The sequence below is a fragment of the Curtobacterium sp. C1 genome (assembly GCF_021049325.1).
Classification (GTDB): domain Bacteria; phylum Actinomycetota; class Actinomycetes; order Actinomycetales; family Microbacteriaceae; genus Curtobacterium; species Curtobacterium citreum.
Genome location: NZ_CP088076.1, coordinates 1,774,964 through 1,790,121, shown reverse-complemented (window position 1 = coordinate 1,790,121; position 15,158 = coordinate 1,774,964). Strand labels below are relative to the sequence as shown.

Here is a 15,158-nt window from a genome sequence, read left to right as displayed (position 1 = left end):
GCCTGCGGATCGGCATCGACTGCCGGTACGTCCGCATCGGGCGGCACGACGGCATCAGCCGCTTCACCGCCGGCATCGCGGCGCACCTGCCCGACCGGCACGACGCCGTGCTGCTCGTGCACGACGAACGGCAGCTCGAGTCGCTGCCGTCCGGACTGCCGTGGGAGCTCGTCCCGGCGCCGACCGACGCGGGGGAGCCGTTCGTCGCCCGGGTCGTCAACCGGCTCGGCCTGGACGCGGTGTTCTCGCCCATGCAGACCATGGGGTCGCGTGGTCGGCGGTACGCCCTCGTGCTGACCCTGCACGACCTCATCTACTACCGGAACCGCACGCCCCCGCGGGAGTTCTCGTGGCCGATCCGGCTCGGCTGGCGGCTCTTCCACCTCAGCTGGGCACCGCAGCGCTTCCTGCTCGACGGCGCCGACGGCGTGGTCACGGTCTCGCGGACGACCGCCGGCCTGATCGCGGAGCACCGGCTCACGAAGCGCCCGGTCACGGTCGCGTACAACGCGGCGGACCCGGCGGAACCGCGCGACCCGGCGGCCGGGCGGCAGCGCTCCCTCGTCTACATGGGCTCGTACATGCCGTACAAGAACGTCGAGACCCTGGCCGCCGCGCTGCCGCTGCTCGGACCGGACTGGACGCTGCACTGCATGTCCCGGGTGTCCGACGCCGACCGCCGGCGGCTCGAGCGGCTCGCACCGGCGGGCTCGATCGTGTGGCACGACGGCGCGTCCGACGAGGAGTACCTCGCGACGCTGCGGTCCGCGACGGCACTCGTCACGGCGTCCCGCGACGAGGGCTTCGGCATCCCGCTCGTCGAGGCGATGGGTGTCGGCACACCGGTCGCGGTGAGCGACATCCCGATCTTCCGTGAGATCGGCGGCGACGCCGCGGAGTACTTCGACCCGTCGTCGTCCGCGGCCGTCGCCGCCGCGGTCCGTCGGCTCGAGGAGCGCTGGGACACGGCGTCGGCGGCGTCGCGGGAGCAGGCCGCCCGGTTCCGCTGGGCGGACTCCGCCGAGCAGGTCGTGCAGGCCGTCGAACGTGCGGTGGCCGACCGGGCACGACGCCGCGGCTGACGGCCGCCCGCGCCGGAGGGCGTGCACGCCACGTCACCGCGCCCGGAGTGGTCTGTCGCGCTCCGTGCCCGATGCGGTTCACCGCGTCACCGGTCGGTCGCGGTGACCGTCGCTCCCGGGAAGACGGCGTGCGTCCGCTCCGACGCGGTCGCGACCACGGCGTCGAGCGCTGCTCCGGTCCCGCCGGTCACCACGACGACCCGCTGGAGTGCCGGGTCGTCCGCCGTGCGTTCCGGCCCGGAAGAGCAGCGCACCGCCACCACCCCGCCGACGTCCGCGACCGAGCGGGCGACCTCGAACCGCTGCCGGCTGACGGTCGCGTCCGAGGAAACGCCCACGTCGAGCGCCCCGATCCGCGCGATCGCCGTCACTCGGACGCCGTTGCCGCCGGCGTCGGCCGCGGCGGCGCTCAGCCGCGTGACCACGTCGACCTGCTGACCGGGGGAGAGCGCGGTGTCGACCACGACGACCGCGGCCACGTCGTACGCCGCGAAGGCCTGCTTGTCGGTGGTCGGGTCCTGGACCGTCTGCACGCCCGGGACCGCGCGGGCGTCGGCACGGAACCGGTCGAGGGCCGCCTGCGGCTGCGGGAACACCCCGCCGACGCCGTTCTGCACGCTGCCGACGATGGTCGACAGCACGACGGCGATCACGACGCCTGCGACCACGAACCCGAGCAGCACGAGGGACCCCCGTCGCAGGCGCTGCGCCCCGGTGACCGTTCGGACCGCCGCCGTGCCCGGTCCGAACGCGCGGTCCAGGTCGTCGTCGGAGGCGTGCCGACCCGAGTCAGCGGCGGCGAGCCGACCCGAGTCAGCGGCGGCGTGCCGACCCGGGGCCGCGGCGGCGCGCCGAGCGTCGGGCAGGGGGCGTTCGGACCACGGTGGGTCGTCGTCGGTCCGCCTGGCGTCCATGCCGTCCCCCTCACGCCGTCCGGGTCGGGCGGCCCGGGAGCCGGCCGTCCGTGCAGCGGAGCGTAGTCCGGCGACGGTCAGGGGGTTGCGGGTTCCGCGGGACGTCGCCATGGGTCAGCCGCGGCGCTCCAGCGGGTTCTGCTCCGCGAACGATTCGTCGCCGGTCTGCTCGGAGACCTCGTCCAGCGGGTCGTCGAACCGGACGAGCTCGGCTCGGAAGCGCTCGGGGTCCCAGCGGAACGAGTGCACCGACCCGTTGCGGATCGGCGTCGACCAGCGGTCCGCGGTGCCGGGAGCGGCGGCGTTGACGAGTGCACGGATCACCGCGCCGTGGGTCGCGACGACGACCGACCCCGCGTCGAACCGGACCGCGATCTCGCCGAGGGTCTCGGTGGCGCGGGCGAGGAGGGCGCTCCGCGACTCACGTCCGGGAACGACGTCGTCCGGGTAGCGCTCGACGACCTCGGAGTCGGTGAGGCCCTCGGCTTCGCCGTAGGACCGCTCGGCCAGGCCCGGGTAGGTCGACGGGACGTCGAGCCCGAGGTGGGCGGCGATGATCGACCCGGTCTCGAACGCGCGCGAGAGCGGCGACGCGACGACGGCGTCGAAGGACCGACGCGCGAGGAGTGCTGCGGCCGCGGCCGCCTGGGAACGGCCGGTGTCGTTGAGCGGGATGTCGGTGGAGCCCTGGATGCGGCGCTGCGCGTTCCAGTCGGTCTCGCCGTGCCGGACCAGGGTGAGGAGCGTCGTCACCCGTCGATCATCGCAGACGGCAGCAGACGCGCTGCCAGGGCCTCGAGCGTCTCGGTGGTCCCGCCGTCGATCTTCACCGCTGCTCGCCGGTCGCTGCGGGTGGTGCCGCGGTTCACGATGACGACCGGGTGCTTGCGGCGCGTGGCGTGGTCGACCAGGCGGACGCCGGAGTTCACGGTGAGGGACGACCCGACGACCAGGAGCGCGTCCGCGTCGGCCACGATCGACACGGCCTCGCGGAACTTCTCGGCCGGCACGAACTCGCCGAAGAACACCACGTCGGGCTTCAGCACCCCGCCGCACACCGAGCAGTCGGGCACGCGGAAGCGCTCGACGTCGGTGATCTCGACGTCACCGTCCGGCTGCAGCTCGACGTTCCCGGGTTCGTCGATCCACGGGTTCTCGCGGTCGAGCACGGCGGCGAGGTCGGCGCGTGAGAAGACCTGCCCGCACGTCAGGCACACCGCGCGGTCCATCGAGCCGTGGATCTCGACGACCCGGCGCGACCCGGACCGCAGGTGCAGGCCGTCGACGTTCTGCGTGACGACCCCGGTGACGAGCCCCGCTCGCTCGAGCGCGGCGAGGGCGCGGTGCCCGGCGTTCGGACGTGCCGCGGCGAACGAACGCCACCCCAGGTGCGAGCCGGCCCAGTACCGCTGTCGCTTCGCGGCGTCGGAACGGAACTCCTGGAAGGTCATCGGCTTGCGGACCACCCGGCCGTCGCCGCGGTAGTCGGGGATCCCGGAGTCGGTGCTCAGCCCCGCCCCGGACAGCACCGCGATCCGCTTGCCCGCGAGGAGCTCGACCACGCGGTCCAGCTCGGCCTGCATCGGGTCGGTCAGCACGTCGTCCACGGTACCCTCAACAGCCGACCGCCCAGCCGCCTTCCCACGAAACGAGCCCCGTGCACCCCGTCCGCATCGACACCCTCGACGACCCGCGCCTCGACGACTTCGCCCGACTGACCGACGTGGCGCTCCGACGGGTCTCCGAGCCAGAGGGCGGGCTGTACATCGCGGAGTCGAACACGGTGATCGAGCGCTCGGTCCGGGCCGGGCACGTGCCCCGGAGCGTCCTCGTGCAGGAGAAGTGGCTCGACAGCGTGCTGCCCCTGGTGGCGGACCACGAGGGCCCGGTCTTCGTCGGGCCCGACGCCCTGCTCGAGCAGCTGACCGGGTTCGCGATGCACCGGGGCGCCCTCGCCGCGATGCACCGTCCGGAGCTGCCGAGCGTCGCGGACGTCGTGCGGGACGCCCGGCTCGTGGTCGTGCTCGAGGACATCGTCGACCACACGAACGTCGGTGCCGTCTTCCGGAGCGTCGCCGGACTCGGCGCCGACGCGGTGCTCGTCAGCCCGCGCTGCGCCGACCCGCTCTACCGACGGAGCGTCCGGGTCAGCATGGGCACCGTCCTGCAGGTGCCGTGGACCCGCATCGGCGACTGGCCCGCCACCGGCGACGACCTCCGCGCGCAGGGGTTCCACCTCGCCGCGATGGCGCTCACCGACCGCTCGGTGGACCTGGACACCTTCGTGCAGGACGTCCCCGAGCGGATCGCGCTCGTGATGGGCACCGAGGGCCAGGGCCTCACGCCCGCGGCGATCGCCGCCGCCGACACGACCGTCCGGATCCCGATGGCGCACGGCGTCGACTCCCTCAACGTGGCCGCGGCGAGCGCCGTCGGCCTGTGGGCGGTCGCCCACGCGCAGCGGGCGGCCCGCTAGCTGCCCATCCAGTCGGCGGGCAGCAGCACTGGCCGGGAGGATCGTGGCGGGTCAGGCGGGCAGCCACCGTCCGACGGCGGTCACCAGGGCGCGGTCCGTGTCCGGCCCGCCGGTCAGGCACCCCCCGACGGGCGCGCCGTCCACGGTGAGCACCGGCGCGCTCACCGAGGGGAGGCCGCCGACGCTCGCGAGCGCGGTCATCGCGGTCGTCGCCGTCCGGACCCGCTCGAGCTCGTCCGCGTCGGCGGCGAGCGCGGGAGCCGGGCCGGGCACGGTCGGCGCCAGGAACGCGCGGTAGTGCAGCGCCTCGCGGATCGCGGCCCGGACGACGGGGAACCGCTCGCGCGCCGCCGCCACCTGGTCGGCCGGAGCGGCGGCGGCCGCGGCGAACCGTCCACCGACGACGGCGCCGAGCGCTCCCGGGTGTGCGGCGATCCAGTCGCCGTGCACGGCCGTGGCCTCGGCGCCCTGCACCAGCCGGAGCAGCTCGCGCAGCTCGTCGAGTCCGGGGAGTCCGAGCGCGGCGAGGGAGGTCTCCGGCACGTCGGGCCCGACCGCGGCGCGGAAGGCCTCCCGCGTCGCCGGGTCCGCGGCGTCGAGCAGGTCCGTCAGGACCACCGGGTCGCCGACCGGCTGTCGGGCGGTGTCGTCCGGCACCGAGGCGTCGAGCGCGCGGAGGAGCGTGTCGGCGTCCCGCGTCAGCCATCCGACGGTGTCGAACGACGGCGCGAGGGGCAGGAGTCCGGCCCGGTCGACGAGCCCGTGCGTCGTGCGGAGGCCCCACAGCCCCTGGTAGGACGCCGGGACCCGGATCGAGCCGGCCGTGTCGGTGCCCAGTCCGATGTCGGCCGTCCCGGAACGGACGGCCGACGCTGAGCCGCTGGACGATCCTCCCGGCACGGCGGTCGGGACCGCCCCGTTGGGTGGGGTGCCGTGGTGTTCGTTGCGTCCCGTGAGCGCGTAGGCGAACTCGTCGGTCCGCGCGATGCCGCGGATCGACGCGCCGGCGGCGAGGAGCGCCGCGACGGCGGCCGCTGCCGTCGCGGCGGGGACCGACTCCCGCAGGTACGTGGGGTTCCCGGCACCGACGGGGTGCCCGGGGACGGCGTAGAGGTCCTTCACGGCGACGGTCTCGCCGTCGAGCGGGCCGGTCCCGGTCGGGGCGACGAGCGGGTCGCCGAGCACGCGCCAGACCGTGGTGTCGAACGCCCGCGGGCGTCCGGTGACGTGCGCCGCCTCGATCCGCCACGTGCCGTCCTGGCGGCGCCACAGCTGGGTCTGCAGGCCGGAGCCGCCCGCGTCGAAGGTGGACACGGCGACGACCAGGGCGAGGTCGTCGGCGAGCGGTCGGACCTCGACCCGGGTCAGGGTCCGGCTCGCGACCCCACCGCGCGCGCCGCGGAAGGCGCTGATCGCGTCGTGGCCGACGAGCAGACCGCGGTCGTCGCCGCGCAGGGTCGTGGGGGAGCGGACGAAGGCGTCGTCGAGCGCGGCGAGGTCGTCGGCGGCGAGGGCGCGCTCGTAGGCGTCCAGGGCCTCGAGGAGCCCGGCAGGGGCGTCCGGCCCGCTCACCGGAGGTCCTCGAAGTCGGCCTTGCGGATGCGGGCGTGCGCCCCCGTGACGAGGTCGACCACCTGCGAGACGTTGAAGTCGGTCGCGGCGCTGAGGTACGCGTACGCCAGGTGCGGCTCCATGCCGTAGCGGGCGCCGAGGATCGCGATCGCGTGCCGGACGCAGGCCCGGACGGCCTCGTCGAGGTCGGGGTCCATGCCGGTCGGGACGAGGAACTCGTGCGTCTCGACGAGCGGCCACACGAGGTCGCCGAACCGCTGGACTGCCTCGGCAGCGGGCGTCAGGTCGAAGCGCAGCGTCGCCCGGAGCGAGGCCTCCATCGCGGTGAGCGCGACCTCGCCGTCCCCCTGCGCGAAGTGCGGGTCGCCGACGTACACCGACGCGCCCGGCACGAGCACGGGCAGGTGCAGCTGGGCTCCGGCCTGCAGCAGGTTGACGTCGACGTTCCCGCCGTGCCGCCCCGGTGGGACCGAGTGGAGCCGTTCGCCCGGGGTCGCGACACCGGTGATGCCGAGGAACGGGGCGAGCGGGAAGCGGGCGTACCGGTCGCGGGACTCGGTGAGCGGGATGCGGCCGAGCAGCCCGTCCGGTCCGGGGACGACGTCCGCGAAGACGCTCACGGTCGTGCCGTCGACCGGGTACTCGCCGTGCAGCGCGCCGCGGCCGTGCCGGTTCGACACGACCCCGTACGGGACCCGGGGCAGCGTCTCGAGCACCGTGACGGTCAGGACGTCCCCGGGCTCTGCGCCCTCGACCGCGATCGGGCCGGTGACCACGTGCGGTCCGTCGTGCTCCGGGTCGCGGCGAGCGGCACGGGCCACGGCGACCGCGTCGTCGAGGACGTGCTCGCGGGGCACGCCGTGCCGGGCGAAGAACGCCACCGGGTCGCTGCCCTGGTCCGGCAGGAGCCCCTCGTGGCTGAGCGTGTCGATCGTCACCTCGGCACCGGACGGCACCGTCATCACCGGGCGGTCGGCGTCGCTCGGCAGGCGTCCCCACAGCGCCCGCTCCGGGTCGACCGGCAGGTACCGGTCGGAGCGGACCGGACCGGTGCCCGGTTGCAGGACCGGCACGGCAGGGGCGGACGACGGCGGCGGCACGGGCGCGGTGCCCGGGGTGGATCCGTGGAGCATGTCCGTCACGGTAGGGGGCGTCCGGGGCCGCACCGGGCCGTCCTGCCGATGTTTTACACGTTCGTCACACGCGGCACCCGGTCACGCCCCGGTACGCTCCTGTGCCGTGCCAGCAGTCGTGCGTCGTCCCCGTACCGCCATCAGGAGGCCCGTGACGATCACCGTCGTCGCCGTCCTCGTGCTCGTCGTCGGGTTCCTCGTCGCGGCGGCCGTCGTGCCGTTCGCCCCGGCGAGCGCGCGGACCACGACGTACGCCGCCCCGACCTCGACGCTGCCGGCGCTGTCCTTCCCGGGCTACGGCGCGACGGCGGTCGAGGCCACCGACTTCCCGGAGAGCCTGCGGACGAGCGGGGACCGGAAGGCCCGGTCGATCGCGAGCATCTCGAAGGTCGTGACCGCGCTCGTCGTCCTCGACGCGAAGCCGCTCCGGCAGGGCCAGGCGGGTCCGACGATCACGTTCGACGCGCAGATGCAGGGGCTCTACGCGACCTACGCTGCGCAGAACGGCGAGGTCGCCCCGATGCCCGCGGGGCTGCAGCTGTCGCAGTACCAGACCATGCAGGTCATGCTCATGAAGTCCGCGAACAACTACGCCGGCGCGCTCGCACTCTGGGCGTTCGGCTCGATGGACGCCTACCAGCGCGCCGCGACGACCTGGCTGCACGCGCACGGCCTCGACGACACCACGATTCACGAGCCGACGGGCCTGGACGCGGGCAACACCTCGACCGCGACCGACCTCGTCGACCTCGGGCAGCTCGCACTCGCGGACCCCGTGGTCAAGGAGATCGTCGGCACCGCGCAGGCCACGGTCCCTGGCGCCGGGCAGATCGAGAACTCGAACAAGCTGCTCGGGATGGACGGCGTCGAGGGCATCAAGACCGGAACGCTCGACCAGGCCGGCGCCTGCCTGCTGTTCGCCGCCACCTACGAGCGGGGCGGCCGGACCGTCACGGTCGTCGGGGCGATGCTCGGCGGGGTCGACCACGACTCGCTCGACGTCGACGTGCAGCGGCTCCTGCGCTCGGTCGCCGACAACTTCCAGGTCGTCACCCTGACGCACGCCGGGCAGACGTTCGGGACGTTCTCGACGCCGTGGCGGGACGAAGCCGACGCCGTCTCGGCGAAGGCGGCCGAGGTCCTGGTCTGGGGACGGACCACCGTGACCGCGAAGACCACGCTCGAGCAGCTGACCTTCGGCGCCGCGGGGGAGCGGGTCGGGCGTGTGCGCTTCACGATCTCCGACCACGACCCGGTGACCGTGCCGCTCGTCCTCGAGCGCGGGATCGAGGACCCCGGCGTCTGGTGGCGCTGGACGAACCCGTTCCAGGGCACCGCCGCCTGACCCGAGCACCGCGTAGTGTCGGCGGGGTGACGACGACGTTCCCCCGGTCCACCCCGTCCGCCCTCGGCATCGACCCGCGCGGGGTGTCCGCGTTCCTCGACGCCCTCGAGTCCACGCCGGGTGTGGAACCCCACTCGTTCCAGCTGCTCCGGCACGGGCAGCTCGCCGCCGAGGGCTGGTGGGCGCCGTACGCCCCCGATCGCGTGCACCTGCTCTACTCGCTGAGCAAGAGCTTCACCGCAGCGGCCGTCGGCACCGCGGTCCGCGCCGGCCTGGTCGACCTCGACGCCACGGTCCTGTCGTACTTCCCCGAGCTCGACGCCGACGTCACCGACGAGCGCAGCCGGCGCATCCGCGTGCGGCACCTGCTCGCGATGGCGTCCGGGCACCGCGAGGAGGCCCTCGAGCGCGCCCGCGCCGCCGACCCGACGAACCTCGTCCGCGGGTTCCTCCTGACGCCCCCGGACGAGGAGCCCGGCAGCGTCTTCGCCTACAACCAGCCCTGCACGTACACGGCCGCGGCGATCGTCCGACGTGTGACCGGCGGTTCCCTGGTCGACTGGCTCCGCCCGCACGTCCTCGACCCCCTCGGGATCGACGACCTCGCCTGGAAGACCGACGAGACCGGCGCCGAGCTCGGCTTCAGTGGCTGCTACGCCCCGACCTCGGCCGTCGCCGCACTCGGGCAGCTGTACCTGCAGCGGGGCGTGTGGGACGGCCAGCGCATCCTCGACGAGGACTGGGTCGCCGCCGCGACGAGCGCCCAGGTCGCGAACCCGGACGAGGAGAACGTCGACTGGCGGCAGGGCTACGGCTTCCAGTTCTGGATGGCCCGGCACGGCTTCCGCGGCGACGGCGCGTACGGCCAGTTCTGCGTCGTCCTGCCCGAGCAGGACGTCGTCCTCGCCATGACCGGACAGAGCACCGACATGCAGGCCGTCCTCGACGCGGCCTGGCAGCACCTGCTGCCCGCCGTCGGTGCTGTGGACACAGACGCTGCGGACACCGACGTGGCAGCCGACACCGCCCTGGAGGCACGGCTCGCCTCCCTGGGGCTGCCTCCCGTCGAGGGGGTGGAGCTGCACGACGACGCGGACGGGTCCTACGCGGCGACCGGCGTCGCCGACGGGGTGCGTCTCGCGCGTTCGGGCGACGGCTGGCGCGTCACGGTGGACGTCGACGGCGGCACGCTGACGTGCCCGGTCGGTCAGGGCACGTGGGCGGTCGAGGGTCCGCTCGCCGCGAGCGGGGCCCGCCGGCGCGAGGGGGTCGTCGCGGTCGACGTCCGTTTCGTCGAGAGCCCGCACCGGCTCCGCCTCCGGCTCGACACCGGCACGGGCACGGCGACCTCGTCGTGGGCGACGCAGCCGTTGCACGACGGACCGCTGACGCTCCGGCGCCCGGCCGACTGATCGGCCGTCGCCCGGGCTAGGGCGTGTCGGAGCGGTGCTCGACGACGTCCTGCAGCTCCGGGCGCTTCGGGGAGACCCCGTCGCCGGAGGACGTGTGCCGGATCCGGCGCACCACCCAGGGCACGAGGTACTCCCGCGCCCACCCGAGGTCCTCGACCCGGGCCTCGCGCCACGGTCGGGACTGGAGCGGCTCAGGCACGAACGGCTCCAGCCCGTGGTCGACGCCCAGGGTGTCGAGCACGGCCGCGGCGACCGTGGCGTGGCCCGTGGGGGAGTGGTGCAGCCGGTCGGGTGCCCACATCCGCGGGTCCCGCAGCACCCGGAGCGCCCACAAGTCGGCGACGAGCGCCCCGTGCTTCAGCGCGATGGCGTGCAGGTTCTCGTTGTAGATCGCCGTCTTGCCGCGGACCATCCCGAGCACCGGGGTCATGCCGACGTCGGGGCCGGTGAACAGCACGACCGTCGCACCGTCGCTCCGGAGCCGCTCGACCATGCCGTCGAACCGCTCGGCGAGCTCGTCAGGGTCCGACCCCGGTCGGATGATGTCGTTGCCGCCGGCCGAGACCGTGACGAGGTCCGGCCGGAGCGCCAGGGCGGGCTCGACCTGCTCGTCGACGATCTGGCCGAGGAGCCGACCGCGGATCGCGATGTTCGCGTAGGCGAAGTCGTCGGTGCGGTGCGCCAGGACCTCGGCGACCCGGTCAGCCCAGCCGCGGTTGCCGCCGGGCACGGTCGGGTCGGGGTCCCCGATGCCCTCGGTGAACGAGTCACCGATCGCGACGTACCTGGACCACGGATGACGATCTGACACGTCCCGAACCGTAGTCTCGTGCCATGACGAAGGCCAACCCCGCCTGGAGCCTGCCCGAGGACCTGCTCGCCCGGATCGCGGCGCGGGCGCCCGGGTACGACGCGGACAACGCCTTCTGCGCCGAGGACCTGGCCGAGCTCCGTGCCGCCGGGTGGCTGCGGATCGGGGTGCCCGTCGAGCAGGGCGGCTCCGGGCTCGGCCTCGCCGCGACGGCGCGGTTGCAGCAGGAGCTCGCGCAGGCCGCACCGGCGACCGCGCTCGGGTTGGGGATGCACCAGGTCTGGGTGCAGGCGGCCCGCAGCGTGTCCGCACAGGGTGGGTCGTTCCTCCAGGCCGTCACCGACCACGCGGCGGACGACCACCTGCTCGCGTTCGGGGTGAGCGAACCCGGCAACGACGCCGTCCTGTTCGACTCGTCGACGACGGCGGAGCCGGACGGCGACGGGGGCTACCGCTTCACCGGGACGAAGGTGTCGACGTCGCTCGCACCGGCGTGGGACGTGCTGAGCGTGTTCGGGAAGGACACCAGCGGGCCGGAGCCGCGGCTGGTGCACGGGTTCGTGCTCCGCTCCGACGGCGACGTCGAGCACCTGGACGACTGGGACACGCTCGGGATGCGCGCGACGCAGAGCCGGACCACCCGGCTGCTCGGCGTGCACGTGCCCGCGGAGCGCATCGTGCGGTCGCTGCCGGTCGGCCCGACGAACGACCCGCTCGTGTTCGGGATCTTCGCCGCTTTCGAGCTGCTCGTGGCGTCGGTGTACGTCGGGATCGCGTCCCGCGCGGTGGACCTGGCGGTCACGGCGGTGTCCGGTCGCGCGGGGCGGGACGGGGTCCCGCGGTCGCAGGACCCGGACGTCCGTCGGACGATCGCGGACCTGCGCGGCGCCGTCGACGCCGTGGCGCTGCAGGTCGGGTCGCTCGCCCGGTCGGTGGACGAGGGCGAGGACCTGGGCGCGCGGTGGTTCCCCCTGCTCGTCGGGACCAAGGCGCGGACGGTCGACGCGGCGCAGCACGTGGTGGACGAGGCGATGCGCGTCGTCGGCGGGCGGGCGTACGCGGCGGACTCGGAGCTGGCGCGGCTCGCCCGGGACGTCCGGGCCGGGCAGTACCACCCGTCCACGCGGGACTCCGCGGCGCGGACGATCGCGGCGGCGGAGCTCGGCCCGCTCGTGTAGCGCCGCGGGAGCGCGGCGGCCGGTCGTCGGTGTCGGTGGGGCGTGGCATCATCGGCGCGTGAGCAAGCAGGACGGACGCAACCGGCTCGTCTCGGACCGTCCCGTGGACGACCTGACGGCGACGGTGCTGCACGTCGACATGGACGCCTTCTTCGCGTCCGTCGAACTGCTCGACCGTCCCGACCTGCGCGGCCTGCCCGTGATCGTCGGCCACGACTCCGACCGGTCCGTCGTCACCGCGGCCACGTACGAGGCCCGGAGGTACGGCGTGAACTCCGCGATGCCGATGGCCGTCGCCAAGCGCCGCTGCCCGAACGCGATCATCGTCGAGCCGCACTTCGAGAAGTACACGGCGAAGTCCGCCGCCGTGATGCGCGTGTTCGAGAGCTTCACGCCCCGCGTCGAGAAGCTCGGCATCGACGAGGCGTTCCTCGACGTCGCCGGAGCGCTCCGGCTCTCCGGCACCCCGTGGGAGATCGGTCGGGCGATCCGCTCCGCGGTCCTCGCCGAGACCGGGCTGCACTGCTCGGTGGGCGCAGCCTCGACCAAGTTCGTCGCGAAGCTCGCGTCCAGCCGGGCGAAGCCGGACGGGCTCCTCGTCGTCCCGGCCGAGCACACCGTCGCGTTCCTGCACCCGCAGCCCGTCTCCGCGCTGTGGGGCGTCGGCGGCACCACGCAGGAGAAGCTCGAGCGGCGCGGCATCCGCACGGTCGGCGACCTCGCGCACACCCCGCTGCCCTCCCTCGTCGCGGCACTCGGACCCGCCGGCGGCCAGCGCCTGCACGACCTGTCGTGGGGGCGTGACCCGCGGGTCGTCGACACCGGCGTCACCGAGAAGTCGATCGGGCACGAGACCACGTTCGGCCACGACCTCACCGAACGCGACGACGTCGCCCGCGAGCTCCTCCGCCTGGCCGACAAGGTGGCCGTCCGGCTCCGGCGCGCCGACGTGCAGGCCCGCACCGTGGCGCTCAAGGTCCGGTACACCGACTTCAGCACGCTGACCCGGTCGCGCACCCTCGCCGAACCCACCGACGTCGCCAAGCGGCTGCACCACGAGGCCGTCGAGCTCTACGACGTGCTGCACCGGCCGGGCAACCGGATCCGGCTCATCGGCGTCCGCGGCGAGAACCTCGTGCCCGCCGCCGCGAGCAACGCGTTGTGGGACGACGACGCGCCGTGGCGGGACACCGAGACCACCGTGGACGCCGTTGCTGCACGCTTCGGCGCGGGCGTGCTCCGGCCCGCCTCGCTCGTCCGCGGCACGCCCGAGCAGCGGCCCCCGCACGCCCGGCAGGACCCCGCGTGACGGTAGACTCGCGTGAAGTGAGCGCAGCGGAGTACGACGACCAGCAGCAGCCCGCGACACTGTGGGGCGACACCCCCGAGACCGTCGCGGACGGCGCCGTCCGCCCGCACGAAGACGCCGTGGCCCAGGCCGAGAACGCCGGCAACGCGGCCGCCGAGCACCTGTCGCCGGCGTTCCCCGAGCGGGCCGCGTGGGGCACTGCGTCCAAGCTCCGCGCCTGGCAGGTCGAGGCCCTCACGAAGTACTTCGAGAAGGAGCCGCGCGACTTCCTCGCAGCCGCGACCCCGGGCGCCGGCAAGACCACCTTCGCGCTCCGGCTCGCGACCGAGCTCCTCGCCCGCGGCACGATCGACCGGATCATCGTCGTCGCGCCGACCGAGCACCTGAAGCGGCAGTGGGCCGACTCCGCCGACCGCGTGGGCATCCGGCTCGACCCGATGTTCAAGAACGGCGACGGCATGTTCGGCCGGCACTACCAGGGCGTCGCGATCACGTACGCCCAGGTCGGCATGAACCCCGAGGTCCACCAGCGCATCACCGCAGGCGGGAAGACCCTGGTCATCCTCGACGAGGTGCACCACGGCGGCGACGCACTGACCTGGGGTGACGGCATCCGCGAGGCGTTCACGAAGGCCACGCGCCGACTGTCGCTCTCCGGGACGCCGTTCCGCTCGGACACCGCCCCGATCCCGTTCGTGCAGTACGCCCCCGACGAGCAGGGCATCCGCACCTCGGTCTCCGACTACAACTACGGCTACGGCCGCGCGCTCAAGGACGGCGTCGTCCGACCGGTGCTCTTCATGGCCTACGCCGGCCAGATGCGCTGGAAGACCCGGATGGGCGACGAGATGTCGGCCTCGCTCGGCGAGCAGGTGACGAAGGACATCACGGCGCAGGCGTGGCGCACGGCGCTCTCCCCGGAGGGCGAGTGGATGCCGGCCGTGCTGTCCGCCGCCGACAAGCGTCTGACCGAGGTCCGCCGAGGTGTCCCGGACGCCGGCGGGCTCGTCATCGCCACCGACACCACGACGGCTCGTGCCTACGCCCGCATCCTGCAGCGCATCACGGGGGAACGACCGACGGTCGTGCTCTCGGACGAGGCCGCCGGGTCCAGCCGCATCCAGGCCTTCTCCGAGGACACCTCGCGCTGGATGGTCGCCGTCCGCATGGTGTCCGAGGGCGTCGACGTCCCCCGGCTCTGCGTCGGCGTCTACGCCACGAGCGCGAGCACCCCGCTGTTCTTCGCGCAGGTGATCGGCCGATTCGTGCGCGCCCGTCGCCGTGGGGAGACCGCGAGCGTCTTCCTGCCGAGCGTGCCGAACCTGATGGCCCTGGCCGCCACCCTCGAGCTCGAACGCGACCACGCGCTCGACCGCCCGAAGGACGCCGACGACGGGATGTACAACCCCGAGGACGCGATGGTCGCCGAGGCCAACAAGGAGGACCGCGCGTCGGAGAGCCTGCTCGAGGTGCAGCCCTTCCAGGCGCTCGACTCGCAGGCCTCGTTCGACCGTGTCCTCTACGACGGCGGCGAGTTCGGCACCGGTGGCGAGGTCGGTTCGCTCGAGGAACTCGACTTCATCGGCATCCCCGGGCTGCTCGAGCCCGACCAGGTGCGCGACCTGCTCCGCGCCCGCCAGGCGACCCAGGCCAAGCGGTCGCGCGGTCGTGCGGTGAAGGACGGCCTGCCGAAGCAGCAGCCCGCGGCGGACCGCCCGATGTACCAGACGCTCAAGGAACAACGGACCGAGCTCGCCCGGCTGGTGTCGATCTGGTCCCGGCACGCCAACGAACCGCACGGCGCGATCCACGCCGAGCTCCGACGCATCAGCGGCGGCCCGGCCGTCGCGCAGGCGAGCGTCGAGCAGATCCAGAAGCGCATCGACGTCCTGCGCTCCCGCATCGGCAACCGACGCTGAGTCGCGC

General features: G+C 74.1%; 13 protein-coding genes. 7 read left to right on the top strand and 6 right to left on the bottom strand.

All coding sequences use genetic code 11. From position 1 onward, the window contains the following. The first annotated feature begins 2 nt into the window (after positions 1–2). Positions 3–1,082, top strand: a complete 1,080-nt coding sequence (locus LQK89_RS08710) for a glycosyltransferase family 4 protein (protein WP_231050767.1) — start codon at positions 3–5, stop codon at positions 1,080–1,082. Between the two features lie 86 nt (positions 1,083–1,168). On the opposite strand, the gene LQK89_RS08705 is transcribed toward LQK89_RS08710, so the two are convergent. The 3 genes from LQK89_RS08705 to LQK89_RS08695 all read right to left on the bottom strand — a co-directional run bounded on the left by LQK89_RS08705 (position 1,169) and on the right by LQK89_RS08695 (position 3,579). Then, positions 1,169–1,996, bottom strand: coding sequence for a hypothetical protein (locus LQK89_RS08705; RefSeq protein WP_231048884.1), 828 nt, complete (start codon positions 1,994–1,996; stop codon positions 1,169–1,171). A 114-nt stretch (positions 1,997–2,110) separates the two neighbouring features. Continuing rightward, positions 2,111–2,749, bottom strand: a complete 639-nt coding sequence (locus LQK89_RS08700) for a histidine phosphatase family protein (protein ID WP_144801140.1) — start codon at positions 2,747–2,749, stop codon at positions 2,111–2,113. Continuing rightward, the gene (locus tag LQK89_RS08695; protein ID WP_058740909.1) at positions 2,746–3,579 is read right to left on the bottom strand and encodes a Sir2 family NAD-dependent protein deacetylase; all 834 of its coding nucleotides are present in this window, start codon (positions 3,577–3,579) and stop codon (positions 2,746–2,748) included. The genes LQK89_RS08700 and LQK89_RS08695 overlap by 4 nt, the downstream gene beginning before the upstream one ends. Positions 3,580–3,653: 74 nt before the next feature. Between LQK89_RS08695 and LQK89_RS08690 the strand changes: the two genes are divergently transcribed. Beyond that, the gene (locus LQK89_RS08690) at positions 3,654–4,472 is read left to right on the top strand and encodes a TrmH family RNA methyltransferase (RefSeq protein WP_231048883.1); all 819 of its coding nucleotides are present in this window, start codon (positions 3,654–3,656) and stop codon (positions 4,470–4,472) included. A 51-nt stretch (positions 4,473–4,523) separates the two neighbouring features. Here the strand turns inward: LQK89_RS08690 and LQK89_RS08685 are convergent, their stop codons facing one another. Both LQK89_RS08685 and LQK89_RS08680 read right to left on the bottom strand, forming a co-directional pair. Beyond that, positions 4,524–6,044, bottom strand: coding sequence for an AtzH-like domain-containing protein (locus LQK89_RS08685; protein ID WP_231048882.1), 1,521 nt, complete (start codon positions 6,042–6,044; stop codon positions 4,524–4,526). Further along, positions 6,041–7,177 (bottom strand): acetamidase/formamidase family protein, encoded by a 1,137-nt coding sequence (locus LQK89_RS08680; protein WP_231048881.1) that lies wholly within the window; start codon positions 7,175–7,177, stop codon positions 6,041–6,043. The genes LQK89_RS08685 and LQK89_RS08680 overlap by 4 nt, the downstream gene beginning before the upstream one ends. A 151-nt stretch (positions 7,178–7,328) precedes the next feature. Here LQK89_RS08680 and LQK89_RS08675 point away from each other — a divergent pair, with 151 nt between their 5' ends. Together LQK89_RS08675 and LQK89_RS08670 are read left to right on the top strand one after the other, a co-directional pair. Then, positions 7,329–8,522 (top strand): D-alanyl-D-alanine carboxypeptidase family protein, encoded by a 1,194-nt coding sequence (locus tag LQK89_RS08675; RefSeq protein ID WP_058740885.1) that lies wholly within the window; start codon positions 7,329–7,331, stop codon positions 8,520–8,522. A 26-nt stretch (positions 8,523–8,548) separates the two neighbouring features. Next, positions 8,549–9,934, top strand: coding sequence for a serine hydrolase domain-containing protein (locus LQK89_RS08670; protein ID WP_231048880.1), 1,386 nt, complete (start codon positions 8,549–8,551; stop codon positions 9,932–9,934). Positions 9,935–9,950: 16 nt separating this feature from the next. On the opposite strand, the gene LQK89_RS08665 is transcribed toward LQK89_RS08670, so the two are convergent. Next, on the bottom strand, positions 9,951–10,745 hold the full coding sequence (locus LQK89_RS08665) for an SGNH/GDSL hydrolase family protein (RefSeq protein ID WP_231048879.1): 795 nt from the start codon (positions 10,743–10,745) through the stop codon (positions 9,951–9,953). A gap of 23 nt (positions 10,746–10,768) precedes the next feature. On the opposite strand from LQK89_RS08665, the gene LQK89_RS08660 reads away from it, so the two are divergent. From LQK89_RS08660 to LQK89_RS08650, 3 genes are all read left to right on the top strand, one after another. Continuing rightward, positions 10,769–11,923, top strand: a complete 1,155-nt coding sequence (locus tag LQK89_RS08660) for an acyl-CoA dehydrogenase family protein (RefSeq protein WP_231048878.1) — start codon at positions 10,769–10,771, stop codon at positions 11,921–11,923. Between the two features lie 58 nt (positions 11,924–11,981). Beyond that, entirely contained in the window at positions 11,982–13,232 is a 1,251-nt protein-coding gene (gene dinB / locus LQK89_RS08655; protein ID WP_231048877.1) for a DNA polymerase IV, read from the top strand. A gap of 119 nt (positions 13,233–13,351) precedes the next feature. Next, entirely contained in the window at positions 13,352–15,151 is a 1,800-nt protein-coding gene (locus LQK89_RS08650) for a DEAD/DEAH box helicase (RefSeq protein WP_058740907.1), read from the top strand. Positions 15,152–15,158: the final 7 nt, after the last annotated feature.